This window comes from Nonomuraea sp. NPDC049421 (genome assembly GCF_040677005.1).
GTDB classification, from domain to species: domain Bacteria; phylum Actinomycetota; class Actinomycetes; order Streptosporangiales; family Streptosporangiaceae; genus Nonomuraea; species Nonomuraea salmonea.
The window spans coordinates 242,689-267,447 of the sequence record NZ_JBFAQA010000011.1 but is presented as its reverse complement, the minus strand read 5'-3'; the positions used below and the strand labels follow the sequence as shown (position 1 = coordinate 267,447).

General features: G+C 72.1%; 21 protein-coding genes. 10 read left to right on the top strand and 11 right to left on the bottom strand.

The features are described from left to right. Positions 1-25: 25 nt before the first annotated feature. Together groL and AB0K18_RS21030 are read left to right on the top strand one after the other, a co-directional pair. Positions 26-1,657: a chaperonin GroEL gene (gene groL, locus AB0K18_RS21035; protein ID WP_355414872.1), complete on the top strand. Its 1,632-nt coding sequence runs from the start codon at positions 26-28 to the stop codon at positions 1,655-1,657. A gap of 149 nt (positions 1,658-1,806) precedes the next feature. After that, positions 1,807-2,037: a hypothetical protein gene (locus AB0K18_RS21030; protein ID WP_364916505.1), complete on the top strand. Its 231-nt coding sequence runs from the start codon at positions 1,807-1,809 to the stop codon at positions 2,035-2,037. A gap of 53 nt (positions 2,038-2,090) precedes the next feature. Here AB0K18_RS21030 and AB0K18_RS21025 read toward each other — a convergent pair whose 3' ends face one another. Both AB0K18_RS21025 and AB0K18_RS21020 read right to left on the bottom strand, forming a co-directional pair. Next, entirely contained in the window at positions 2,091-2,621 is a 531-nt protein-coding gene (locus AB0K18_RS21025; protein ID WP_364916502.1) for a YbhB/YbcL family Raf kinase inhibitor-like protein, read from the bottom strand. 66 nt (positions 2,622-2,687) lie between these two features. Beyond that, entirely contained in the window at positions 2,688-4,721 is a 2,034-nt protein-coding gene (locus AB0K18_RS21020; RefSeq protein WP_364916499.1) for an AAA family ATPase, read from the bottom strand. A 121-nt stretch (positions 4,722-4,842) separates the two neighbouring features. On the opposite strand from AB0K18_RS21020, the gene AB0K18_RS21015 reads away from it, so the two are divergent. Next, positions 4,843-5,172, top strand: a complete 330-nt coding sequence (locus AB0K18_RS21015) for a hypothetical protein (RefSeq protein WP_364377482.1) — start codon at positions 4,843-4,845, stop codon at positions 5,170-5,172. 341 nt (positions 5,173-5,513) lie between these two features. Here AB0K18_RS21015 and AB0K18_RS21010 read toward each other — a convergent pair whose 3' ends face one another. The 4 genes from AB0K18_RS21010 to AB0K18_RS20995 form a co-directional block, all read right to left on the bottom strand. Then, positions 5,514-5,909, bottom strand: coding sequence for a transposase (locus AB0K18_RS21010; protein WP_364916496.1), 396 nt, complete (start codon positions 5,907-5,909; stop codon positions 5,514-5,516). Between the two features lie 63 nt (positions 5,910-5,972). Further along, positions 5,973-7,625, bottom strand: a complete 1,653-nt coding sequence (locus AB0K18_RS21005; protein ID WP_364916493.1) for a DNA repair helicase XPB — start codon at positions 7,623-7,625, stop codon at positions 5,973-5,975. Positions 7,626-7,757: 132 nt separating this feature from the next. Continuing rightward, a complete protein-coding gene (locus tag AB0K18_RS21000) occupies positions 7,758-8,117 on the bottom strand; it encodes a hypothetical protein (RefSeq protein WP_364916490.1) in 360 nt (119 codons plus the stop codon). 73 nt (positions 8,118-8,190) lie between these two features. Then, entirely contained in the window at positions 8,191-9,669 is a 1,479-nt protein-coding gene (locus AB0K18_RS20995) for an AMP-binding protein (RefSeq protein WP_364916487.1), read from the bottom strand. Between the two features lie 343 nt (positions 9,670-10,012). Here AB0K18_RS20995 and AB0K18_RS20990 point away from each other — a divergent pair, with 343 nt between their 5' ends. Next, complete coding sequence (locus AB0K18_RS20990) at positions 10,013-11,362, top strand: hypothetical protein (protein ID WP_364916484.1); 1,350 nt, start codon at positions 10,013-10,015, stop codon at positions 11,360-11,362. Here the strand turns inward: AB0K18_RS20990 and AB0K18_RS20985 are convergent. Beyond that, positions 11,340-13,769, bottom strand: coding sequence for a helicase C-terminal domain-containing protein (locus AB0K18_RS20985; RefSeq protein ID WP_364916481.1), 2,430 nt, complete (start codon positions 13,767-13,769; stop codon positions 11,340-11,342). The two genes, AB0K18_RS20990 and AB0K18_RS20985, sit on opposite strands and share 23 nt — an antisense overlap. Before the next feature lie 45 nt (positions 13,770-13,814). Here AB0K18_RS20985 and AB0K18_RS20980 point away from each other — a divergent pair, with 45 nt between their 5' ends. Beyond that, a complete protein-coding gene (locus tag AB0K18_RS20980; protein ID WP_364916479.1) occupies positions 13,815-14,777 on the top strand; it encodes a hypothetical protein in 963 nt (320 codons plus the stop codon). Here AB0K18_RS20980 and AB0K18_RS20975 read toward each other — a convergent pair. Together AB0K18_RS20975 and AB0K18_RS20970 are read right to left on the bottom strand one after the other, a co-directional pair. Next, positions 14,774-15,391, bottom strand: coding sequence for a helix-turn-helix domain-containing protein (locus AB0K18_RS20975; protein WP_364916476.1), 618 nt, complete (start codon positions 15,389-15,391; stop codon positions 14,774-14,776). The two genes, AB0K18_RS20980 and AB0K18_RS20975, sit on opposite strands and share 4 nt — an antisense overlap. A gap of 34 nt (positions 15,392-15,425) precedes the next feature. Further along, positions 15,426-15,872 (bottom strand): hypothetical protein, encoded by a 447-nt coding sequence (locus AB0K18_RS20970; RefSeq protein ID WP_364916473.1) that lies wholly within the window; start codon positions 15,870-15,872, stop codon positions 15,426-15,428. A gap of 100 nt (positions 15,873-15,972) precedes the next feature. On the opposite strand from AB0K18_RS20970, the gene AB0K18_RS20965 reads away from it, so the two are divergent. Together AB0K18_RS20965 and AB0K18_RS20960 are read left to right on the top strand one after the other, a co-directional pair. Beyond that, on the top strand, positions 15,973-16,593 hold the full coding sequence (locus AB0K18_RS20965; protein WP_364916470.1) for an HAD family hydrolase: 621 nt from the start codon (positions 15,973-15,975) through the stop codon (positions 16,591-16,593). A gap of 93 nt (positions 16,594-16,686) precedes the next feature. Next, positions 16,687-17,082 (top strand): cold-shock protein, encoded by a 396-nt coding sequence (locus AB0K18_RS20960; protein ID WP_345391204.1) that lies wholly within the window; start codon positions 16,687-16,689, stop codon positions 17,080-17,082. Between the two features lie 81 nt (positions 17,083-17,163). Here AB0K18_RS20960 and AB0K18_RS20955 read toward each other — a convergent pair whose 3' ends face one another. Next, positions 17,164-18,678, bottom strand: coding sequence for an MFS transporter (locus tag AB0K18_RS20955; protein ID WP_364916466.1), 1,515 nt, complete (start codon positions 18,676-18,678; stop codon positions 17,164-17,166). Between the two features lie 289 nt (positions 18,679-18,967). Here AB0K18_RS20955 and AB0K18_RS20950 point away from each other — a divergent pair, with 289 nt between their 5' ends. Further along, the gene (locus tag AB0K18_RS20950; RefSeq protein WP_364916463.1) at positions 18,968-19,768 is read left to right on the top strand and encodes a DUF3027 domain-containing protein; all 801 of its coding nucleotides are present in this window, start codon (positions 18,968-18,970) and stop codon (positions 19,766-19,768) included. 67 nt (positions 19,769-19,835) lie between these two features. Further along, positions 19,836-22,871 carry a hypothetical protein gene (locus AB0K18_RS20945; protein ID WP_364916460.1) on the top strand — a complete coding sequence of 1,012 codons (3,036 nt, stop codon included), beginning with the start codon at positions 19,836-19,838 and terminating at the stop codon, positions 22,869-22,871. A gap of 3 nt (positions 22,872-22,874) precedes the next feature. Here the strand turns inward: AB0K18_RS20945 and AB0K18_RS20940 are convergent, their stop codons facing one another. Continuing rightward, complete coding sequence (locus AB0K18_RS20940; RefSeq protein WP_364916458.1) at positions 22,875-24,083, bottom strand: MFS transporter; 1,209 nt, start codon at positions 24,081-24,083, stop codon at positions 22,875-22,877. 78 nt (positions 24,084-24,161) lie between these two features. Here AB0K18_RS20940 and AB0K18_RS20935 point away from each other — a divergent pair, with 78 nt between their 5' ends. Then, positions 24,162-24,725, top strand: a complete 564-nt coding sequence (locus AB0K18_RS20935; RefSeq protein ID WP_364916455.1) for a CGNR zinc finger domain-containing protein — start codon at positions 24,162-24,164, stop codon at positions 24,723-24,725. The last annotated feature ends 34 nt before the right edge of the window (positions 24,726-24,759 follow it).

The following is a 24,759-nucleotide window of genomic DNA, read 5'->3' as shown; positions in this document are numbered from 1 at the left end:
CCCTGCATCTGGGAGGTCTAGCCTTATGGCAGCCAAGATGATCGCGTTTGACGAGGACGCCCGGCGCGGTCTCGAGCGCGGTATGAACCAGCTCGCCGACGCCGTCAAGGTGACCTTGGGTCCCAAGGGCCGCAACGTCGTGCTGGAGAAGAAGTGGGGCGCTCCCACGATCACCAACGACGGTGTGTCCATCGCCAAGGAGATCGAGCTCGAGGACCCCTGGGAGAAGATCGGCGCCGAGCTGGTCAAGGAGGTCGCGAAGAAGACCGACGACGTGGCTGGTGACGGCACCACCACGGCCACCGTGCTCGCCCAGGCGCTGGTGCGCGAGGGCCTGCGCAACGTCGCCGCCGGCGCCAACCCGATGGCCCTGAAGAAGGGCATCGAGTCCGCCGTCGAGCGCGTCAGCGAGGAGCTCTCCAAGCTGGCCAAGGACGTGGAGACCAAGGAGCAGATCGCCTCCACCGCCTCCATCTCCGCCGCCGACCCCGAGATCGGCTCGCTCATCGCCGAGGCGATGGACAAGGTCGGCAAGGAAGGCGTCATCACCGTCGAGGAGAGCAACACCTTCGGCCTCGAGCTCGAGCTCACCGAGGGCATGCGCTTCGACAAGGGCATGACGTCGATGTACTTCGTGACCGACTCCGACCGCATGGAGGCCGTGCTCGAAGACCCCTACATCCTGATCGTCAACAGCAAGGTCTCCGCCAACAAGGACCTGCTGCCGCTGCTCGACAAGGTCGTCCAGTCGGGCAAGCCGCTGCTGATCATCGCCGAGGACGTCGAGGGCGAGGCCCTGGCGACCCTGGTCGTCAACAAGATCCGCGGCCTGTTCCGCTCCGTCGCCGTCAAGGCGCCGGGCTTCGGTGACCGCCGCAAGGCCATGCTCAACGACATCGCGATCCTGACCGGCGGTCAGGTCATCGCCGAGGAGGTCGGCCTCAAGCTCGAGACCGCCACCCTCGACCTGCTGGGCCGCGCCCGCAAGGTGGTCGTGACCAAGGACGAGACGACGATCGTCGACGGCGCCGGTGACGCCGAGCAGATCTCCGGCCGGGTCAACGAGATCCGCGCCGAGATCGAGCGCACCGACTCCGACTACGACCGCGAGAAGCTCCAGGAGCGTCTGGCCAAGCTGGCCGGCGGCGTCGCCGTCATCAAGGCCGGTGCCGCCACCGAGGTCGAGCTCAAGGAGCGCAAGCACCGCATCGAGGACGCCGTCCGCAACGCGAAGGCGGCCGTCGAGGAGGGCATCGTCCCCGGCGGTGGCGTGGCGCTGCTGCAGGCCGGCGCCAAGGCGTTCGACAAGCTCGAGCTCAACGGCGACGAGGCCACCGGTGCCGCCATCGTCAAGAAGGCGCTGGAGGAGCCGCTCAAGCAGATCGCGGTCAACGCCGGCCTCGAGGGCGGCGTCGTGGTCGAGCGCGTGCGCAACCTCACCCCGGGTGAGGGCCTCAACGCCGCGTCGGGCGAGTACGTCAACATGTTCGAGTCGGGCATCATCGACCCGGCCAAGGTGACGCGCTCCGCGCTGCAGAACGCCGCCTCCATCGCGGCGCTGTTCCTGACGACCGAGGCCGTCATCGCCGAGAAGCCCGAGAAGGCTCCGGCCGCTCCCGCCGGCGGCATGCCCGGCGGCGGCGACATGGACTTCTAGGTCTTTATCCGTCGCACAGGCGAAGAGCGGTCCGGAATTTCCGGGCCGCTCTTTTTCTTGTGGAGCTGCCATTACGTTTCATCATTGATCCGCTACTCATGGTGAGGAAAGGTGGTCAGCCATAACTCACCTCAACGAAGGAGTGGCGGATGTTCTCCCGCAGCAAGCGCATTTTCGGTATCGCGGCCATCGCCCTGGCCGCCGTCACCGTCGCGGCGGCTCCCGCGCATGCCGACGACGAGCTGACCGGCACGTTCAGCCTGCTGCGCCAGCTGAACAATCCGTTCTGCCTGCCGGGCGCGACCACCACCGGCATTCCGGTCGTCGACTCGCTGCTGCCGGGGCTCGTCGGCTGCCCCCAGGCGCCCCTCGTGCGCTGACCTCCACACGATGAGCGCCCCGCCGGGCTCCCGGCGGGGCGCTCTGACGCTTTTCAGACGCCGAAGTGAGCCACGATGAAGCCGCGGGCCAGCAGGTTGGCGTTGACGTTGAAGCCGACCACGGCCGGGCTGGTGTCGCTGTCGCCCCCCAGCCTGTCGACGCCCAGCGCGTGCACGGTGAAGACGTAGCGGTGCGGGTCGCCGGGAGGCGGGGCGGCGCCGCCGTAGGCCTTGGTGCCGTAGTCGGTGCGGGCGTGCACGGCGCCCTCGGGCAGGCCCTTGAAGTCGGGCGCCGAGCCCGCGCCGGTGGGCAGCTCGGTCACCGAGGCCGGCAGGTCGAACAGCACCCAGTGCCAGAAGCCGCTGCCGGTCGGCGCATCCGGGTCGAAGCACGTGACGGCGTAGCTCCTGGTGCCCTCGGGGGCGCCGGACCAGCGCAGGTGCGGCGACTGGTTGCCGCCCGTCATGCCCCAGTCGTTGAAGACGTGGAGGTCGGGCAGGCGCTCGCCGTCCTGGATGTCGTCGCTCTCGATCGCGAGCGCGGGGACCGACGGCAGGAATTCATGGGGAAGCGGTGCGGGCACGGCATCCTCCTTGGGTGAGAGCTAGGTGCTTGCCCAGCCATCCTAGAAGCGCCGTGCCCGCGCGGCTCACGCCGCCAGCTCGGCGGGCAGCGGCCTGTCGTGCAGCACGGTCAGCGAGGTGACCGCTCGGGTCAGCACGACGTAGAGCCGGGCCAGGCCCCTGGGCTCGGCGGCCACGATGTCGGCCGGCTCGACCACGATGACGTGGTCGTACTCGAGGCCCTTGGCGAGCGTGGCGGGCACGACGAGCAGGCGCTGCTCGTCGGGGGAGTCGGGGTCGAGCACGGCGTGCGGCAGCTCGGCCAGCGCCTGCGAGACGGTCTCGACCAGGGCGTCGGGAACGATGACGCCGATGGAGCCCTCTTTGGCCAGCGCCTGCCGCGCCGCCTCGATGACCGAGCCGCCGGGCAGCACGGTGAGCGAGCCGGCGCCGGGACGCAGCGAGCGCGGCGCGGCCAGGCCGGGGGCGATGGAGGGCAGCAGCCGGGCCGCGTAGTCGAGCACCTCGCGCGGCACGCGGAAGCCGAGCGTCAGCTCCGTCACCTCGCCCTCGCGCTGGCCGAGGTGTTCGAGCACCGCCTGCCACGAGGTGGTGGACCACGGGGTGGTGCCCTGCGCGAGGTCGCCGAGCACGGTGGCCGAGCCGTTGCGGCAGCGCCGTCCGAGCGCCCTGAGCTGCATCTCCGACAGGTCCTGCGCCTCGTCCACGACCAGGTGGCCGAGTGAGGGCGTGCGTTCCATGAGGTCGCGCAGCTCGTCGAGGAGCGCCGCGTCGGCCGCCGACCACTTCGCGGACTTCCAGCTCCGGTACGGCTTGCGCCAGGCGAGCAGCTCCTGCTCCTCGGCCGTCAGGTCGGACCTGGCGGCCTTGGCGCGGAACTCGGGGTCGGACAGCAGGCGATGGAGCACCTGCTCGGGCGTCAGCTTGGGCCAGACGGCGTCCACGAGCTGCTTGACCGGCTTCGACCTGGCCACCGCGTCCTGGACCCGGTCGTCGGGCGACTCGCCGCGCTGCTCCATGCGTACGAGCACCATGTGGGCCAGGCGCTGGGCCAGCGCCGCGCGGCCGGGGTTGTAGCGGGTGGTGCCGCGCAGGGACGCGACGATCTCGCGTACCTCGTAGTCGGCCACCCGGTGGCGGTAGGCGCCCTTGGTGAAGACGACGCCCTCCTCCGGCTTGACGATGTGCAGCCAGAGCGCGCGCTCAAGGACGGCGGCCATCCTGGCGTCGCCCTTGATGGCGGCGACCTCGGGGTCCTCGGGGGTGGCGTGCTCGCCGAGCAGCCCGGCCACCGTGGTCTGGTCGACCTTGACCTCGCCCAGCGCAGGCAGGACGGAGGAGATGTAGGACAGGAAGGCCCGGTTCGGCCCGACGATCATGACGCCCGACCTGGCCAGCCGCTCGCGGTGGGTGAACAGCAGGTAGGCGGCGCGGTGGAGGCCGACGGCGGTCTTCCCGGTGCCGGGGGCGCCCTGCACGCACACCGTCTGGCCCAGCGTAGAGCGGACGATCTCGTCCTGGTCGGGCTGGATGGTGGCGACGATGTCGCGCATGGGGCCGGTGCGGGGCCGCTCGATCTCCTCGGTGAGGATCTTCGACGGGCCGATGTCGCCGCCGTCGGCCAGCGGCTCGTCCTCGTACGCGGTGAGCGCCCCGCCGTGGTAGCCGAAGCGCCGCCGGCGCTCGACGCCCATCGGGTCGGCCGGGCTGGCCTGGTAGAACGCGCGCGACACCGGTGCCCGCCAGTCGATCACCAGCGGCTTGCTGCCGGCGTCGTGGACGTGGCGGCGGCCGACGTAGATGGTGCTCGGCAGGTCATCGCCGCCGGCGCGGTCGAGGCGGCCGAAGAAGAGCGGGGTGTCGGGGTGGTCGGCCAGCGCGGCGACCCGCTGGTCGAGCAGCGCCTGCAGGATCTGCTGCGAGACCCAGTCGCCGGCCGCGTCGGCCGACAGGGACTGGGCGTGCGCGCGCATGGCTTTGAGCGCGGCTCTGGACTCGGCGAGGTGGGCCTGCTCGGCCGCTAGTACGCCGGCCGGGTCGTCGGGGTCGGTGCTGGTGGTCTCTGGACGTATGTCTGGGGCCATCTGGTGCCCGGGCATGCGAAAGCGCCTCCCTGGTCTGGTGAACGGAGGTGGTCAAGGCAGCGAATCCGCCAGTCTAGTGGCGACTTCGGCGGGCTTCCAAAGCATTTACTCGCGGCCGACCGGGTACGCATAGGAGGTGCTCCGGCTCCGTGTCTCGCCGATTGTCCCCACGATCGCGAGCTTCCTGCTCGCCGCGTTGTGGGGTCTGTCGGTGTTCGCCGGATGGGGGCTGCAGGCGTTCTGCGCGGGAGATGAGAGCCCGTCGACGTGTTCGCAGCGCCTTGATACCGTTTCCACGGTGTCGGCGCTGTTCGCCGCACTGGCGGCGTGCTGCACGGTGGCCGCCTGGCTGGTCCCGTGGTCGAGGGCCGACTCGCGGACATTCGCCCGCTTGATGGGCGCCGGGGTGGTGGCCTGGATCGCGGCCGAGGGCGTGTTGTTCCTCGGCGGCCTGCTGGCACGCTGAGCCAGGCGGAAAGGGGCGTCGGCTACCAACCTGGAAATACCGAAAAAATCGGGCATTTCAGGTGGGTTTGTCGGATCATGGGGGTATGTCGCAGGCGGCGTGATAGTACGCAGGTGAGGGGGGTGGTTCGAATGTCGTCGGCCCGCGGAGTCTCGTGGACGTGACACCACGGTGAATGCCTGGCCGCTCGGGTGAGCGGCCGGGCATCTCGACCGCTACCGGATTGTCGGCAGTGCTCCGGGCTTCAGACCGGGGGTGAAGCCAACTGTCCCGCGTAGCGGGGCAGGAACAGCAGATGCAGCGGGAAGTGTGCGTCGGCTTCGAGGTCGGACTACGCGAGTTCAACGGCGCGGACGACCACGTCCATCCGCTGGTGAACGTCCCGCCGAGGAGCCCGACCACAGTTTGCCGGCCCGGTGGTAGTGGCGCGCCGGCTCGGGGAACTCTTGGCGCATCCGCCGGGAGGAGACTCCCTTGAGTGAGTTGACCAGCCTGGACAGGGCGACCTTCCTTCGCCGGGTCCGTGGGCGGTGCACCGCTGTCGATCGTGCGCCAGTACATCGAGCAGCAGAACCGTCCGCTCTGAACCGGGCAGACGCCGGTCCGTCTGGCGGGATGATCTCCTTCGCGTCGGTGAAGATGCGATGCCGGAACTTCGTCACGAGAACGAAAGGTGCGTGGAGGGCGAAAACAGACCACCACTCGTGGTGGCACAGCCCGACGAAACAGGAAGCCATGGAAGTGCCGCCGCGTGAACAGCGGCACAGGCCAGAATTCTGGGCTTCAGCCCGAGGAGCGCGTCAAACCCCGCCGAGCACGTCGTCGGCGTCGATGATCTGGTAGGCGTACCCCTGCTCGGCCAGGAACCGCTGCCGGTGCGCCGCGAACTCCTGATCGACGGTGTCCCTGCTGACCACCGTGTAGAACCGGGCGCCCCCGCCGTCGGCCTTGGGCCGCAGCACCCGCCCGAGCCGCTGGGCCTCCTCCTGGCGCGAGCCGAACGTGCCCGACACCTGGATCGCGACGGCCGCCTCAGGCAGGTCGATGGAGAAGTTGGCCACCTTCGACACCACCAGCACCTGGATCTCCTTGTCGCGGAAGGCCTGGTAGAGGCGCTCGCGCTCCTTGATCCTGGTGTCGCCCTTGATCACCGGCGCGTTGAGGTGCTCGCCCAGCTCGTCGAGCTGGTCGATGTACTGGCCGATGACCAGCACCTGCTCACCCAGATGGCGACGGACCAGCGCCTCGGTGACGTGGGTCTTCGACGGCGTGGTGGCGCAGAAACGGTAGCGCTCCTCCGCCTCGGCCATCGCGTACGCCAGCCGCTCGTCGTCGGTCAGCGTGACGCGGACCTCGACGCAGTCGGCCGGCGCGATCCAGCCCTGGTGCTCCATCTCCTTCCAGGGCGCGTCGTAGCGCTTGGGGCCGATGAGCGAGAACACGTCGCCCTCGCGGCCGTCCTCGCGCACCAGCGTCGCGGTCAGCCCGACCCGCCTGCGGGCCTGGAGGTCGGCGGTCATCCGGAAGATCGGCGCGGGCAGCAGGTGGACCTCGTCGTAGACGATCAGGCCCCAGTCGCGCGCGTCGAACAGCTCGAGATGGCTGTAGACGCCTTTGCGCCTGGTCGTCATCACCTGGTAGGTGGCGATGGTGACCGGGCGGATCTCCTTCTTGTTGCCGGAGTATTCGCCGATCTCGTCCTCGGTCAGCGACGTGCGCTTGAGCAGCTCGGTCTTCCACTGGTGGGCCGAGACCGTGTTGGTGACCAGGATGAGCGTGGTGGCCTGGGCGTGTGCCATGGCCGCCGCGCCGACGATCGTCTTGCCCGCGCCACAGGGCAGCACGACCACGCCCGAGCCGCCGTTCCAGAACGCGTCGGCCGCCTCGCGCTGGTAGGGCCGCAGCGCCCAGCCGTCCTCGTGCAGCGTGATGGGGTGGGCCTCGCCGTCGACGTAGCCCGCCAGGTCTTCGGCCGGCCAGCCCAGCTTGAGCAGCGCCTGCTTGACGTTGCCGCGGTCGCTCGGGTGCACGACGACCGAGTCGGCGCCGATGCGCTCGCCCAGCATCGGCTGGATCTTCTTGGAGCGCAGCACCTCCTCCAGCACGGCCCGGTCGGTGGAGGTCAGGACCAGGCCGTTGACCGGGTCCTTCTCCAGGCGCAGCCGGCCGTAGCGGGCCATCGTCTCGGCGACGTCCACGAGCAGCGCGTGGGGCACCGGATAGCGGCTGTAGCTGATGAGCGCGTCGATGACCTGCTCGGCGTCGTGGCCCGCGGCGCGGGCGTTCCACAGCGCGAGCGGCGTGACGCGGTAGGTGTGCACGTGCTCGGGAGCGCGCTCGAGCTCGGCGAACGGCGCGATCGCCTTACGGCAGGCGTCGGCCTGCTCGTGGTCGACTTCGAGCAGCAGCGTCTTGTCGGACTGGACGATCAGCGGTCCATCGCTCACTGGCATGTCTCCGTGGGGTCGCGTACGGGGCTCTGACGCATCAGGACCATCGTCTCGTGATCCCGGCTCCCCCGCTCCGTGTCTTCAACAACGGACACGCCAGGATTAGTCCTGGACGGCGGTGTGCGGCACCCTGGCTCAGTCGTCGAAGGCGCCGTTGACGCCCAGCAGGATGAACGTGCCGAAGGTGATCACGAGGCCGGCCCCGAACAGCACCCAGCTCCAGACCAGCATCGTCCGGGCGACCTGCGGCCTGGTGGTGGCCCTGCCGAGCGCGAGGCCGGCGAGGATCGCGCCGGGGATGCTGAAGACGTTGCAGCACGAGACGACCGCGAGCAGGTTGAGCACGAGGGCGACGATCGCGTTGGCGGTCGGGCCGCTGCCGGCGGGCGGCGGAGGAGGGGGACCGTAGCCGTAGCCGTAGTGAGGCGGCGGCTGCTCGCCGTAGGGCGCGCCGTAAGGGATGTACGGGTGGCCCGACGGGTCTTGCTGGCTCATCCTCACCTCCGAACTGGTCAACAATTATCACGGAATCACCCCGTGGCAGACCGGTATGGAGGATGGGCACCGCTCAGCCGAGCAGCGCGCGCAACGCCTTGCGGTCGAGCTTGAGCACGCTCGTCAGCGGCACGGAGTCCACGAACCGCACCTCCCGGGGATACTTCACCCGGCCCACCCGCTCGCGCGCCCACGCGACGAGCTCCTCGGCCGTCACCGTCGCGCCCGGCCTGAGCTGTACGAACGCCACGACCTCCGCGCCCAGGGCGGGCTCGGGCCGGCCGACGACGCCCGACAGCACCACGTCGGGATGCCGGTCGAGCGCGTCCTCGACGTCGCGCGGGAACACGTTGAAGCCGCCCCTGATGATCAGGTCCTTCTTCCTGTCCACGATGTAGAGGTAGCCGTCGTCGTCCACGCACCCGATGTCGCCCGTACGCAGCTCGCCGTCCACCAGCGCCGTGCCCTCCGGGTCGGGTTCGTGCTCACCCCAGTAGCCGAGCATCAGCGACGACCCCGAGACGCACACCTCGCCGACGTCGCCTGGCTCCACGACCTCGCCGTCGGAGTCCCTGATCGTGAGGGAGTAGCCGGCCAGCGGCAGGCCGACGCTGCCCACCCGGCGCCTGCCCGGCGGGTTGAACGTGGTGACCGCGCTGGTCTCGGTCAGCCCGTAGCCCTCCAGGATCTGCACGCCCGGCATCCGGCGCTCGAACGCGCGCAGGGCGTCCCTGCCGAGCGGGGCCGCGCCGCAGGTCAGGTAGGCGAGGTCGGGCAGCGGGCGGGACTCGAGCGGCTCGGCGAGCAGCTGGTGGATCATCGAGGGGACCACAGTGCCGTACCTGACGTGCTGCTCGGCGGCCAGATCGAGGAACGTCTTCGCGTCGAACCAGCGCATCAGCACGGTCTGCTGGGGCTCGCTCGCGTGCAGTGAGGCGACGGTGATGATCAGCCCGTACGCGTGCGACAGCGGCACCGGCACCAGCGCCCGGTTCACGCCCTCCTGGTGGGAGAGGGCGAAGGCGTCTCTGGCGACGTGCCAGAGGCCCTGGTGGCTGAGCATGACGCCCTTGGCCGTGCCGGTGGTGCCGCCGGTGTACATGAGGGCGGCCAGGTCGCCGGGATCCCTGGCGACGGGGCCGTGCTCGGGGGCGCGTTCGAGCTCGGCGGTGCCCACGTACGCGGGGATGTCCACGCCGGCCGCGCGTACGGTGTCGGCCAGCTCGGGCGAGGTGACGACGGCGGCCGCGCCGCTGTCGGTGAGCACGTGCCGCAGCTCGTCGGGGCCCACCAGGAACACCACCGGCGTCACCACCGCGCCCGCCGCCCACAGCGCCTGGTAGACGATCGGCACCTCGGGGGAGTTGGCCATCATGACCGCGACCCGGTCGCCCGGCCTGATGCCGGCCTCGATGAAGCCGCCGCACATCCGGCGCGCCCGCTCGGCGAGCGCGTGGCCGCGGTGCCAGACGCCGTCGTAGAACACCGCGTCGTGGTCGTCGAAACGCTGCCATGACTCCTCGGCCAGGCGGCCCAGCGTGTGCTCGGTCACATGCCCAACCTGATGGGCGCGGGGAGTCGGAGTCAAGAGCTGTGACCTTGACTCGTCATTGTGGACGTGGGTGGCGTAGTCCGTAAATCGATATAAATCTCGGTATATTGAGTTTCGAGTTTGCATGTAGCGCTAGATCGTGTATTTGTGGAGATCTACGGGTCGTGAGGCCCCGTGCGGGCAAATGCCGGGCATGATCCACATGTCCGGGGCCGTCGTGACGGGTGACAGATTTCCGCAGGTCAGGTGCGGGATGGCTGCCTCTCGTACGAAGGCGAAGAAAATCCTTGACTCGCAGGTCGTCTTTCTGGAGAAAACCTTCCCTCTTATTCCGAGGTGCTTCGTGACGGAAACGCCTGAAACGGGCGAGATCGACCTGGACCACATTACGCTCACAGGAAGTCTCATAGCGGTCAGCGACCATGTGCGCGCCACCGCCGCTCCCGCCACCGGAGACCTGACCAGGCGGGCGGCCGACGCACAGCTCAGGTCGTACCTGGAGCCGAGCTGCTTGCCCGAGGCGGTGCGGCGGCTCGCCATGGGCCACCTGCTCGTCCTCGTCGGCGAGGAGGACAGCGGGCGCCGGCTCGGGGCCATCGCGCTGCTGTCGCGCATGTCGCTGGCCGAGAGCACCATCACCGTGCTGTCCCCGGCCGCCGGGGCGTCCGAGCTGCTGACGGGCGTCGAGTACGAGCCGGGCCGTGCGTACCTGCTGCACGACTGGATCGCCGGGGCCGAGCGCTCCGAGCTGGTCGAGCTGGCCCGCAAGCTGGCCGAGCTGGGCTCCTACCTGGTCGTCACCAGGAGCGGCGCGCCGTCGGCCGCCGTCGAGGTCGAGCTGGCGTGGGCCGCGCCCGACCCGGGTGAGCTGTACGACCTGTGCCTCAGCGCCTTCGACCTGCGGGCCGGGCTCAGCCGCGCCGAGCTGACCCGCGGCAGGGACCTGGCGCTGCGCCTGCCCACGCCCGCCGAGGTCGTCCGGCTCGCCGCCCGTCTGGCCCGCGGCGAGCCGCCCGCCGACGAGGTGGCCACCTGGTTCGACACCAAGCCGGCCATGGGCGAGGTGCTGGGAGTGGCCGCGCTGGCGTTCGCGCACCGGCTCTCCGAGCGGGCCTTCGACGCGCAGCTCGCCAGGCTCGAACGCCTCTGCGGCGACACCGCGCGCCGGCCGCTCGCCGGGCCGCTCGTCGGCGTCGTGGACGGGCTCGTCGGCTTCCGCGCGCCGCAGCAGCGCGGGCAGGTGCTGGCCGAGCTGGTCGGCCGCTACGGGTTCTGGCTGTGGCAGCCGCTACGCGACTGGGTCAGGTCGCTGCCCGGGCAGGGGGCGGCCGTCCAGGTGCGGGCGGCGGCCGGTCTCGCGCTGCTCGCGCGGCACTCGGGCAGGGAGGTGCGGCAGGAGTTCTTGGAGGTGTGGGCCTTGGGGAGCGCGGCCGAGCAGGTCGGGGCGGCGAACGTGCTGTCGTACATGTGCGGCGACGACACCCTCGCCCCTGAGGCGCTCAGGATCGTGCTGGAGTGGTCGGCCGACCCCCGCGATCCGCGTGCGACGGTGGCGGCGGTGGCGCTGGGCGGCGGGCTCGCCGTCCGCTACCCGGACGACTGCGCACGGCACCTGCGCCGGCTGGAGTCGTCCGGCGGGCCCGTCGCGTCGGTGGCCGCCCAGTCACTGCTCAGAGGCCGGCGACGCCCGTGATGCGGTGGAGGGCGAAGCGGTGGACGGCGGCGCGCGTCTCGTCGTACGCCGTCAGGTAACCGCCCTCCATGCGGGCCGGCTCCAGGATGCGCGAGGTGGCGTTCCCCTGGGAGTCGAGGTAGCCGATCCACACGCGCACGCCCTGCTTGATGGCCTCCTGGAGGGCCGAGATGGTGGCCGTGGCGGGGCCGCGCGGGACGCCGCCGCCTGGCGCGTCCGCGGGCTCGCGCCGCGACAGGTGCGCCGCGTCGCCGGCCCGCAGCGCGCGTACGGCCGCCGCCGCCACCTCGGCGTCGAGGCCGTTGGGCGGCGCCATCGCGCGGGCGGGGGCGAGCGCCTCGGTGCGCCGGTTCTCCAGCTGCGAGATGATCACGTCGCCGTCGAGCGACTCGGCGACCGGCGCGTACCCCATGGCGCGCAACGAGTCGACCAGCGCCGCCCTGGACGAGCGCGAGGCGATCACGGTCGGCGCCAGCCGGCGCAGCCGCAGCGCGGCCGAGCGCCGGTCGGCGGTGATCTGGTCGAGCAGCGCGGGATCGTCGCACCTGATGTACGCGCTCGCCGTGCCCACCCTGATCCGCCCGTGCCGCCGCGCGACATCGGTCACCAGGTACGACAGCGCCTGCGGCACCGGCGTCGCCGAATGGCGGGCCAGCATCGACACCAGCTCCTCGCCCCCGTGCCCCGCGTCGAGCGCCCGCCTGATCGACTGCTCGCTGAACCGGTAGACGGTCGCCCCGCCCTTCGACTCGACGTCGGCGGTGAGCGTCATCCACCGGTTGAGCTCGCTGGTGAGCGGCCCGGGCGCGACGGCGGTGAGGTCGGCCTGCAGCAGCACGTGATCGACCGGCTCGGGCAGCAGCGGCGCCAGCGCGCCCGCCGCGTCGCCGCCCTCGGTGAGCAGCCTGCCGTGCGCCGACAGCGCGCCCAGGCCCGTCACGCCCACCTGCTCGGCCTCCCGCAGCGTGAACTCGGTGAGCTGCTGGCGCAGCGGCCCCCTCCTGCGGGGCTGCTCCCACGCCAGCCGTTCGAGCACCGCGTCGCGGTCGGGCGCGAGCCCCGGCGCCGCCGCCAGCACGCCCAGCGTGGCCGCTCGCACCCCGGGCGCCGACGAGCGGCGCAGGTCGGTGTGCAGGGCGTTGAACGGCCTGTCACGCTCGTCGCGGTCGCCGACCAGGCCGGGCACCCGGTCCATGTGCAGCCACGTGGCCGCCAGCGTCACCCACCGGTCGGCGGTGGACCTGACCCGCCACAGGTCGTAGCCCGCGGTCGGCAGCCACTCGCCGTCCACGCCGCCGCCCGCCGCGATCAGGCCGGCCGCGTGCGCGACCTCGATCACCAGCGCCGCCACCCACTCCGGCACGTCCAGCTCGGCCGAGGCGCGCTTCAGATCGCGTACGCCCAGCCCGCCGGTACGCAGCACGCCGGGCGGCTCGACGCTCCACCGCTCGCACAGCTCCTCCACCGACCTGACGAACGAGAACGCCTGCCCCGCCGCCGTACGGTCGGTCAGCTTCTGGTCGCGCGCGGCCCCCTGCAGCGGCGGCGGCACCGCGAGCAGGCCACGGTGCACCCGGCCGCCGCGCAGGTAGAGGGCGACCTCGCGGGGCAGCGTCACGCTCTCCTCACCGGTCGCCGCCAGCAGGCCGCGGGCCAGCAGCTCCTCGATGGGGGAGCGGGCCGACTCGATGCGGACCTCGCGCCTGGCGTTCGGCACGCGACCGGTGGGCGGGCCCCAGGCGAGCTGGTCGAGCGCCGCCCTGGCCTCGGGCGACACCGAGCCGATCAGCCCGGCGGGGTCGGTCAGCGCCGCCGCCAGGCGTTCCTTGCCCGTGCCCGTGGTGCCCGGCGCGACGTCGTCGGCCATCTCGGTCAGTTGCTCGGGTGCGTGGTGGCGGAACGCGTCCGTCGCGCTCGGGCCGAGGCCGGCCGGGTCGTCGAGCACCTTGCGGACGCCGGGGCCGAGGTGGAGGGCGTCGTCGGGGCCGTACACGAGGGCCAGTTCGCGCAGCCTGTCGAGGGCGGCGGTCAGCGCCGGCTCGGGGTCAGCGCTCCGTGCCCGCTTGCCGCCGGCCTTGCCGTTGCTCGCGCCGGTGGCTCTGCTCCCGCTCGTCCGGGCGTCGTCCGCTTGCGCGTCGTCCGGATCGTCGGCGGCCAGGGCCGCGGCTATCAGGGCGCGCAGGGCGTCCTTCGGCAGCGGCTCCTCGCGTACGGCGAGCGTCTCCACGACCGCCAGCGTGAACCGGTCGAGCCGGTCGAGCACCCTCGCTATGGCCGACGGGCTCGCCGCGCGGGACGCGAGACCTTCCAGATGCGCGGGCACCGGAGTGATCAACTCGGGACGCGCGGAGACGAGCGCCCGCAGCTGTTCGTCGGTGCGCCCCCTGATCCACTCCGTGAACTCCATCGTTGCCATGGTATGTCCCCCCTGATTGAGGCAGCATTGCTAGGCGTGATAGAGCGCGCGGACCAGCTCGTGCTGAACTACGTCTCCAAGGCCGCCGACGCGGCTCACGGTGTGCTGCGCGCCGACCAGCGGCTCGACTTCGCCCGCCGGCTGCGCGCCAGGATCGAGACCGAGCGGGGCGGCAGCCAGGACGCGCGGCAGGTGGCGCGGGTGCTGGCCAGGTTCGGCGACCCGGTGGACCTGGTCGAACGCGAGGCCCGCCGGCTCGCCGAGGCCGGCGTTTCGACCGCCCGCGACACCGCCTTGACGCGCACGCCGCCCACGCGCGGGTCCGCACCGAGTCCCCTCGCCGCCCCCACGCGCGAGATCGCACCGACTCCCCTCGCCGCCCCGACGCGCGAGGCCGCTCCGAGCCCCCTCGCCGCCCGCACCCCCGCTGAGGCGGCGGGAGACGCGACGCGGCGGCTGCCGGCCGTGGTGGACGAGCGGGAGGCGCCGCCCGGCGTGCGCGTCCACCGGCGGCTCCCCGAGGAGCATCTGGCGCAGGAGCGGGGGTACGGGCTGCCGTTCGCGGGGCTGCGCAGGGTGGCGATGGCGCGGGCCAACCCCATGGCCACCGGCGGCAGGGACGCCAGGACCATCGTCAAGGAGCATCCGCGCGACGCGGCCGCCATCGTGATCCTCGTGGCGGCCGCGCTGCTGGTGCCGTTCCACCTGGCGCCGCTGGCCATCTTCCCGGTTCCGGTCGTGGTGTGGGCGCTCGGCGCGGCGCTGGTGCTGTTCAGCGAGAGCTGGAACCTGCGCGACAAGCTGCTCGGCATCGGGGCCCCGATGCTCGGCTACTCCGTGGGCGGCGTGCTCGTGGGCGGCCTGCGGGTCGGCGTCGAGGCCGGGTGGCAGCCGTTCATCGAGCAGTTCTTCGACGTCAGCGGCACGATGTTCATGATCGGTACGGGGCTCGGCGTCGTCTGGCTGGCGTACCGGCTGCTCGCGCTGGACGAGCGTTAGCTCACCGGGGCGGGGCTGGGCAGCAGGCCGAGCGCGAGGCGTACCCACGCGCTGACGAACTGGTCCTTCTCCGCGTGCCCCGGCAGCTCCCCGATCGTCTCCTGGAACAGCCGGTAGTGCACCACCGAGCCGCCCAGCACCGCCGCGATGCCCGTCCAGTCGAGCTCGGCGTCGCGGTATTCGGGCTGGGCGCGGAACCAGCTCACGATGGCGTCGAACATCGGCTGGAGCAGACCCTCGCGGACGACCTCGACCAGCTCGGGGAACTGGCTCAGGTCACGGAAGAAGACCCGCGTCAGCTCCGACTCCTCGCGCACCTTCGCCAGGCCCGCGCGGCACACGTGCGCCAGGCGCTCCTCCAGGTCGACCGACGCCTCCATGGCGCTCAGCTCCGCCAGGCTCTCGGCCACCTGGCTCCTGGTACGGCTGGCGTGCTCGTTGATGGCCGCGGCGAGGACCTCGTACTTGGACTTGAAGTGCCGGTAGAGCCCTCCTGCGCCGGGGGACAGCCCTGAGGCGGCCTCGATCTCGGCCACGGACGTGGCGGCGTAGCCCCGTTCCGCGAACAGCCGCAGGGCCTCGTCGACGATCCGCTCGCGGGTCGATCTGCTCATGTCTGTGCTGATACCTCCGTAAGGAGCGTAGTCGCTAATCAGCGGTACGCCGGATGAGGCCCGCCACCGCGGAGCCGATGATCAACCAGACGATCGCCGCGAGGCCGTAGTTGACGAGCGTCGTCCAGCGCGGGTCGGCGAACTGGAAGAGGTTGGCCAGGCCCAGGGACAGCGACGAGGCGAGCGTTTCGACGAACTGGTACCACACGTTGGCCGGGTTGGCCTTGAGCACGGTGAAGATCGCGTACAGCAGGACGGACAGCGCGGCCACGCGGGCGGCCAGGCGTACCAGGGCGGCCAGGGCGGTCACCAGGCGTCGCCACGGCGTCACGGCCTTCCCACCGGGGCGGGCCGGGCGGTGCGGGCGCGGCACGGCGGGCCCGCCCCCGGCGCGCGGGCGGCTCTCCGTGACGGCACCGCCCTTGACGGGGGACGCGACGAGCCGGTCTCCGGCGTGCGGCGGGTGGGGGGTGTCGGTCACGGCCGCTCCTCTCCGATAAGTAATTCCTTTCTTCCCATTCCCATGCTCCCAGAACAAGGCCCGTTACGGGCAGTAGGGGAGTGTTTGGCATCCTTCACGTGTGACGACTTCGGTGGGATTCGACCTTGACATGACTTTGGCGGACACGCGGCAGGGCATCGCGGCCGTTTACGACGAGCTGGCCGTGCGATTGGGCGTGCCATTTGACAGTGCGGCGATCGTGGAACGGCTGGGGCCGCCGCTGGAGGTGGAGCTCGCCAACTGGTTGCCGCCCGAGGAGGTGCCCGCGGTGGCCGACCTCTATCGGGAGATATATCCGAAATTGGGAGTTCCGGTGCACACGGCCATGGCGGGCGCGTACGAGGCCATCGACGCCGTACGCCGGGGCGGCGGCCGGGTCATCGTCGTGAGCGGCAAGAACACCCGCGACGCCGCCGGCACCGTCAAGGCGCTGGGCCTGGACGTGGACGAAGTGGTCGGCTCCCTTTTCGGAGCGGCCAAGGGATCGGCACTCGCGCGCTTCGGCGCGGCGGCTTATGTTGGTGACCATGTCGCGGACATCGAGGCGGCACGCGCGGGCGGCGCCGTGAGCGTGACAGTGGCGACCGGTCCTTACACGGTGGGAGAGCTGCGTGATCACGGAGCTGATGTGGCGCTGGGCGACCTGACCGAATTCACCGCCTGGTTCGCCGGCTGGCGCGATCATCGCGCCCCCGCGTAATTATCGGGGATTTACCCGGTCGCCCTGGCGCTTCCCGGGGCATAACCTACTTCCATCCGTCCTTCTTTTCGACTGTTTGAACGAGGTCCTCCTGTGCCGAGTGGCAAGGTCAAGTGGTACGACGCCGACAAGGGATTCGGCTTCCTCACCCGCGACGACGGCGGTGAGGTCTTCGTGCATTCATCCGCACTGCCCGCCGGCGCGGGGCCGCTCAAGCCGGGCCAGAAGGTCGAGTTCGGCGTGGCCGAGGGCCGACGGGGCCAGCAGGCGCTGTCGGTCAGGATTCTGGAGCAGCCGCCGACGCTCGCCAAGGTCAAGCCCAAGGGCAAGCGGAAGAAGCCGGACGAGATGGTGGTCATCGTCGAGGATCTGATCAAGCTGCTCGACGGGGTCTCGACGTCGTACCAGCGCGGCAAGCACCCGGACGCGGCCCACGCCAAGAAGATCGCCCAGGTCCTCCGCGCCGTAGCCGACGACCTCGACGCCTGACCCACCCGCCGGCGCACGCCTTCTGTGAGAGGACCGCCCAGGTCCTTTCACAACTCATGCGTTGACCCCGTTTCCCTGCCCTCAGGCGTTGGGGTTCGTCAAAGGCTTGGTGGGGTCCACCGGGTCAGGGCGGGACGGAGTCTCCGGTCGGGTGTGTTCGCGGTGGACGCGGTCCCGCACCGCGCGTACGCGCCTGCGGCGGGTCACCAGGAGCCAGCCGAGGGCGGCCGTGAGCAGGACCGCGAGCGCGACCAGGCCGGCCGTGCTGCTCTGAGTCAGCGACAGCACCAGGCCAACCAGCCCGCCGAACACCCACGCCAGCTGCAGCATCGCCTCCACCACGCCGAACGTCGACGACCGCACCTCCTCACCGATCTCCCGCTGCACGATCGCGTCCAGCGCCAGCTTCCCCAGCTCCTGGGCGAAGGCGGTGATGAGGGAGATCGCCAGAGCCGCCCAGATGCCGAAGAAGACGGCGGCGGCGATGGTCGTGACGGCCGTGACGGCGAGCGTGACGAGCACGATGAGCTGCGGCGAGTGATTACGGGTCCAGTTGGCGACGGCGGCGCCCACCAGGCCGCCGAGTCCGGCTGCGCCCGCCAGCAGCGCGATCGTCTTCGTCACGTCGAAGAACGGGTCAGCCGCCGCCGGATCGTCGGCCGACAGCCACGGCACGGCCGCGTCCTGGACCAGGAAGAGCAGGAAGAACAGCAGGAAGCCGGAGAAGACGCGGATGGCCACGTTCGCCCAGACGGCCTCGGCGACGGTGGCCCCGACCTTGAGCAGCGTGCGCCAGCGTGGCGCGGCGCCCTCCTCCTCCAGGTCGGGCGAGTCGACGTGTCGTGGCAGGCGTACGGCGACGATCCCGAGCAGCAGGAACGCCACCATCGCGATCCGCAGCGCCACCGCGCTGCCCAGCCACGCGGTCAGCCCCGCGCCGACCGGCACCGCGACCCCGGCCGAGACCAGCGTGAACAGCGCCACCCGCGCGTTCGCCGACACCAGCGTGATGTCGGCGGGCAGCACGGACGGCATGATCGCCGCCCGCGACACGTTGTACGCCTTCGACAGCACCAGCACGCCGAGCGCCCCGATGAACAGCGTGGGCAGGTCGCCCGGCCCCACGGCGGCGGCCATGGCGAAGCAGAGCAGGCCGCGGCCGAACAGCGTCCCTGCCATGACGTAACGCCGCCCCGACCTGAACCGGTCGAGTATCGGCCCCACGAACGGCGCCAGCAGCGCGAACGGCAGCATCGTGATGACCAGGTAGAGGGCGACGGAGCCGCGGGCCTCGCCGACGGGCACCCCGAAGAACACCGTGCTGGCCAGCGCGACGGTGACGAACGCGTCACTGGCGCTGTTGCCCGCCGACAGCTCGATCAGCCGGCCGAGCCCGGTGCGGCCCGCGCCGTTGGCGTAGGTGAGCCGCCGGGTGGCCTGCCCGACCTTCCTCGCACCCGCGGCCGTGGCCTTCCCCGCCCGTGCGGTGCCGGTCGCGGTGGCCTTGGTGGCGCGCGCCGTCGCACGTCCCGCGTCGGCGGCGCCACGCGCCACCCGCCGCGAGATGTCCCGTGCTCGCTCCCAGCCACCCTCCACGCCTACCAGTCTTACCCGAATCCCTCGGCGATCTCAGCGCGGGTCCGCCCCTGGACATCAGCCCTTTTCCCACCGCGGAGAACCAGCCCGGGAGAAGGCCGGATCCGCCGTCGCCTGGTAAGGGTCACGACCTGCGGGACGGCCGCCGGAGGGGCGGGCACCGGAGGGCCGAGGGGCGGGGAACGGGTGGGGGAATTGGGGGCGGGATGCGCGGTTGTGGGTCCCGCGGGTCGCTCGATGGGTGAGAATGAAGTGTGAGCGAACAGCACCTTTCGGCGGAGGCGGGCCGATGAGCCGCACCAGGGCCCGTGTCTCCGCTCCCGACCAGGCCTGTGTCGCCGCCGTCGATCTGGCGCGCGCCGCGGCCGGGGAGCTTGCGCGGCCGGGCGAGCCCGGTGAGCACCTCGGCTACGAGAGCGAAGGCGACCGGATCGTCACCCACTACTTCGCCTGCCAGGACCGCGCCTATCGCGGCTGGCGGTGGGCCGTCACCGTCACGCGCGCGTCGCGGGCGAAGAAGGTGACGGTCAGCGAGGCGGTCCTGCTCCCCGGCACCGGCGCGCTGCTGGCGCCCGAGTGGCTGCCGTGGAGTGAGCGGTTGCGTCCCGGCGACCTCGGGGTGGGCGATCTGCTGCCGACCGCCGACGACGACGACAGGCTGGTGCCGGGTTTCACCGAGACCGACGACGACGCCGAGCATCAGGCGGTTTTCGAGTACGGCCTGGGCCGGGCACGTGTGCTCTCGGCCATCGGCAAGGACCGGGCTGCCAGACGCTGGCACTCGGGCGAGCACGGGCCGCACACGCCGATCGCACACGCCGCTCCCGCGCAGTGCTCCACCTGCGGCTTCTACTGGCTGCTCGCGGGTGGGCTGCGGCAGATGTTCGGAGTCTGCACTAACGAATACGCGCCCGACGACGGCAAGGTCGTCGCCGCCGACCACGGCTGCGGCGCCCATTCGGAGGCCGCCGTGTCGCCGCCGCCGGTCGAGCAGGCGATCCCGATCCTCGACGACCTGGGCTATGACCTCATGGAGGAGGAGGCGGGCTCGGTCGACGAGTCGGCTTCCGAAGAGCTCGGCCATTCCTGATCGTGAGTGTCGGTGCGGGCCGCTAACCTACGGTGGCCCCCAACCCTCTCTACCAGGATCGTGATCGATGAGCGACACCTACGGCACTGACCGGATGCGCGCGGCCGTCCTGTCCGCGTGGACGGCCTCGCCCGCCCGGTTCCGCGAGGACGCCAACGCGGAGGAGGACTTCGCGCTCGGCGGTTACCGCGACCGGCTGATCGTCGAGCTGGCCCAGAACGCGGCCGACGCGGCGCTGCGGGCGGGCGTGCCGGGCGTGCTGCGGCTGACGCTGCGCGGTGAGGTGCTGACGGCCGCCAACACCGGCGCGCCGCTCGACGCCACCGGCGTCGAGAGCCTGTCCACGCTGCGCGCCTCGGGCAAGCGTGACGAGGCAGGGGCGGCGGGCAGGTTCGGTGTCGGGTTCGCGGCGGTGGTGTCGGTGTGCGACGCGCCGTCGATCGGCTCGCGCGGCCACGGGGCGGTCCGCTGGTCCCGTACGGAGACCGCGGCGCTGGTGGCCGACATCCCGGCGCTGGCGGGCGAGCTGGCCGGCCGGGGCGGTCACGTGCCGCTGCTGCGGCTGCCGTTCGACGAGCCGCCGTTCGTCGACATCCCCGAGGGCTTCGACACCCTCGTACGCCTGCCGCTGCGCGACCACGCGAGCGTCGAGGCGGTCCGCACGATGCTGACCGAGACCAGCCCCGCGCTGCTGCTCGGCCTGCCCGCGCTGGAGCGCATCGAGATCGAGCTCGACGGCGAGACGCGCACGGTGGTGGCCGAGGGCTGGCACGTCGTGTCGGAGTCGGGCGAGTTCACCCAGGAAGAGGTCGCGCGGCTGTTCGCCGACCGGCCCACCGAGGAGCGGGCCCGCCCCTTCTGGTCGCTGCGCTGGGCCGTCCCGGTCACCGGCACGGGCGAGCCCGGCGCGCTGCCCGCCGTCGTGCCGCCCGTGGTGCACGCGCCGACCCCCAGCGACGAGCCGATCGACCTGCCCGCGCTGCTGATCGCGTCGTTCCCGATGGCCACCGACCGGCGCCACGTCGCCAAGGGGCCGCTGACCGACTTCCTGGTCGAGCGGGTCGCCGACGCCTACGTACGCCTGCTGCGCGAGCTGCCCCGCACGTCCAGGCTGCTCGATCTCGTTCCGTCGCTGATGGGCAAGGGCGAGCTCGACGCCCGCATCCGCCGGGCGGTGCTGCAGCGGCTGCCCGCCACACCGCTGCTGCCCGCGCTGTCGGCACCCGCGCCCGTCGTCCAGACCCCGTCGTTCGCCGACGAGCGGGTCTACGAGCCCGACGCCGAGTGGCGGGTCGAGCATCCCGCGCCCGAGCCCGAGGGCGACGGCTGGGTGGTGGCCGGCCGCGAGGCCGCTGTCGTGCCCGGCGCGTCCGCCGAGTTCCTGGCGGCGATCGCCGGTTTCGTGCCCGGCCTGCTGCCCGCCGGCTGGAACGCCCGCCACCCCGCCATGGCGGCGCTCGGCGTGCGCAGGATCGAGCTGGCCGACGTCGTCGACCTGCTGTCGGGCGAGGCCGTGGAGGGGCGCGAGCCGTCGTGGTGGCGTTCGCTCTATGAGGTGCTGCCGGCCGACGACCCCGAGTCGCTGGGCGCGCTGCCGGTGCCGCTGACCGACGGCCGGCTCGTACGCGGCCCGCGCGGCACGCTGATCCTCACCGACGGCGGCGCCGAGCTCGACCTGACGCCGCTCGGGCTGCGCATCGTGCACCCCGAGGCGGCCCACCCGGCGCTGCTGCGGCTCGGCGCGGCAGAGGCGACGCCCCGCACGGTGCTCGACGACCCGCTGACCAAGGCCGCCGTCTCCCAGTCGCTCGACAGCCCCGACCCCGAGCCGGTGGCGAAGGCCGTGCTGTCGCTGGTCGAGGCGTCCGGGCTGGCGCCCGGCGAGGCGCCGTGGCTGGCCGAGCTGGCGCTGCGCGGCAGCGACGGCGACCTCTACCCGGCCGGCGAGCTGATGCTGGCCGACGGGGCGCTGGCCGGGCTGCTCGAGCCCGACACGCATCTCGGGGTGGCGGCGTCCGAGCTGGCGGAGGCGTACGGGCCGCGGGTGCTGGCGGCGGCGGGCGTGCTCGACGGCTTCGCGGTCGTCCACGACGCCGACGTGCTGCTCGACCCCGACGACTGCGACCACGACCTCGACGGCGAGGCCGACTGGCTCGACCACGTGCTCGACCTGCTGCCCGACCTCGACGTGCCGCCGCTGGTGCCCGAGTTCGTGGCCGTGCGCGACCTGGAGCTGGTGGCCGACTGGCCGGCCGCGCTGCGGCTGCTGACCACGCCGCCGCTGCGGGCCGCGCTGCATCCGCTGCGGGTCGAGGGCGTCGAGGTGCCGTCCTACACGGCGTGGTGGCTGGCCAACCATCCGGTGCTCGGCGGGCGCAGGCCTTCGGAGCTGCGGCTCCCCGGCGCCGACCCGCTGCTGCAGGGCCTCTACGCCGACGCGCCCACCGGGCTCGACGAGGCGGCGCTGTCCATGCTCGGCGTCCGTACGACGCTGCCCGACCTGCTGGCCTCCCACGGCGGGCCTGAAGAGCTGCTCGACCTGATGGCCGACGAGTCGATCGAGGTCGATCGGGCGCAGCTGCGGTCGCTGTGGGTCGCGCTCGCCGCCGTCGATCCTTCGCGGGTGGCGCCGCCCGCGCGGGTGCGTGCCGTGCTGCGCGGGGCCATCGTGGTGGCCTCGGCCGACGACGCCGTCGTGGTGGAGGCGCCCGACCTGCTCCAGCTCGTCGCCGACCGGCCTCTGGTGCTGGCCCCGTACGATCTGGCCGAGGCGCTGTCCGAGCTGCTCGACCTGCCGCTCGCCGGTGAGCTGACCTCCGGTGAGGTCACCTCGGAGGGGGTGACGCGGCCGGTGCCCGCCGAGGTGCGCTCGTTGCTGCCCACGGCGCCCGAGACGTATGTCGAGCACGAGAAGCTGCTCGTGGACGGTGTGGAGTGCGCGTGGCGGTTCTTCGAGGGGTCGGTGCACTGCACCGGGGTCGATGGGCTGGCCAGGGGGCTGGCGTGGGCCACCGGGCAGTGGAACGACCGGCTCGCGGTGGCGGCGCTCCTGCGTGATCCGGCGGCGGTGCCGCTGCTGCTTGCCGAGGCCGATCTGTCCTAGATGTCATCCCGTCGTCGTCAGGGCGGGGCGGTCCAGCAGCGGCCTGACGACGAGGGGTTGCGCGACGGCGAGGAGCAGGGCGGTGAGGGCCAGGGTGCCCCACAGCCCTGCCGGTCCCGTCCGCTCGATGAGCCAGGTGCCGCAGAGCGGGGCCAGCACGGTCGCGAAGCCCCACGAGGTGCCGAAGACCGACAGGTAGCGGGCGCGGGCGTGCTCGGGGGCGATCGCGGCGACCAGGGCGTAGCTGCGGCCGAACATCAGCAGCTCGCCCCCGCTCAGCACCACCGTGGCGGCGAGGTGCCCCGGCAGGTCGGCTGCCACGGCGTAGCCGGCGAGGCCGGTGGCGAGCAGGGCGTAGCCGAGGGTCATCGCGGTGTGGTGCGACAGGGACGCCGGCTTGGGCAGCAGCGGCTGGCAGGCCACCATGACGACGGCGGAGACGGCGGTCAGCAGCCCGGCGTCGGCCGCCGCCAGCCCGCGCGCCACCAGGGCGAGCGGCATCGCGATGATCACCTGCATGGCGATGAGGGCGAACAGCGTGCCGGAGAGCAGCAGCACGAGCAGCGAACGGTCCCGCCACACCGCTGAGGCGGGTGGGGTGGCGGGGGCGGGGCTGGGACGCGGAGAGGCTACGGACGTGGTGGTGGTCGCCTGGCGGCGCGGGGTGTGGGGGTCTTTGGGGAGGGCGGCGAGGATCAGGGTGGCGCAGGCCAGGCAGGTGGCGGCGTCCACGATGAAGAGCCAGCGCAGGTCCCAGCGGCCGAGGGCGGCCGCGATCAGGCCCGCGCCCAGGCCGCCCACGGCCATGGCGGTGTTGAACAGGCTGTACGCCTGAGCCTGGCGCGCCGGACGTACGGTGTCGGCGATGATCGCCTGGGACGGCGGCTCGTAGAGCTCGAAGACCAGCCCGAGCAGGACCGCGAAGACGGCCACCAGCGCCACAGAACCGGCGAACGCGATGCCCGCCTGGGCCACGGCGCAGGCGGTGAGGCCGGTGACGATCGTGCGGCGGCGGCCGAAGCGGTCGGCGAGTACGCCGCCGACCAGCCGGGACGGGATGGTGGCCACGCCGAACGCGGCCGTGATGAGGCCGGCCGTCGCGGGGTCGGCGCCGAAGTCGGTGGTCATGAGGACGGTGAGGAAGCCCAGCGAGAAGGCTCCGAGCCGGTTGATCGCCCGTGCGAGCAGGAGCCACCACACGGTGCGCGGCATCTGGATCCCCCCTGTGCGTGACCGACGACAGTGGTAACGTCGGTCACGCACACTACGGCTTCAGAGGTGACCGGTCAAATGCTGTTCGATAGTCACGTGGCGATCCTGCTCGACACGGCGGTCGCGATGGTCAACGCGCTGACCGACGGTCATCAGGGCAGCAGGCCGTATGCCGCGCCCAAGGGGGACGAGTTGCCGGGCGCGATCGGGGAGGTGTTGCCGGGTGGGGTGGCGGTGTCCATGGACGAGGCGCTTTACCTGGCCGGCAGCACGCTCAAGGTGCGCCGGGTGTTCGAGGCGATGGAGGCCGGGCGGGAGGACGACGCCGCCGCCGTCGTCAACGCCCTCGTCGTCAGCACCGGTGCCCGGCCGCAGCTCGACCGGGCACCGGGGGAGCCGTGGCAGGTGCACTTCCACGGGGCCGACGACACGCTCGCCGTGGGCTGGAGCGCGGGGTTCGCCTCCGCGCTCACCCTGGCCATCGGCAGCGACCTCGGCGGGCGGCTCGGGGTGTGCCGTGCCGCCCCCTGCGACCGCGTGTACGTCGACTCCTCACGCAACGCCGTCCGCCAGTTCTGCTCCCGCTCCTGCCAGAGCCGCGTCAAGGCGGCAGCCTTCCGCGCCCGCACCCGCCCGGCCTGAGCGGCGGTCTCAAGGACCTGAGCCGCCGCCGGCG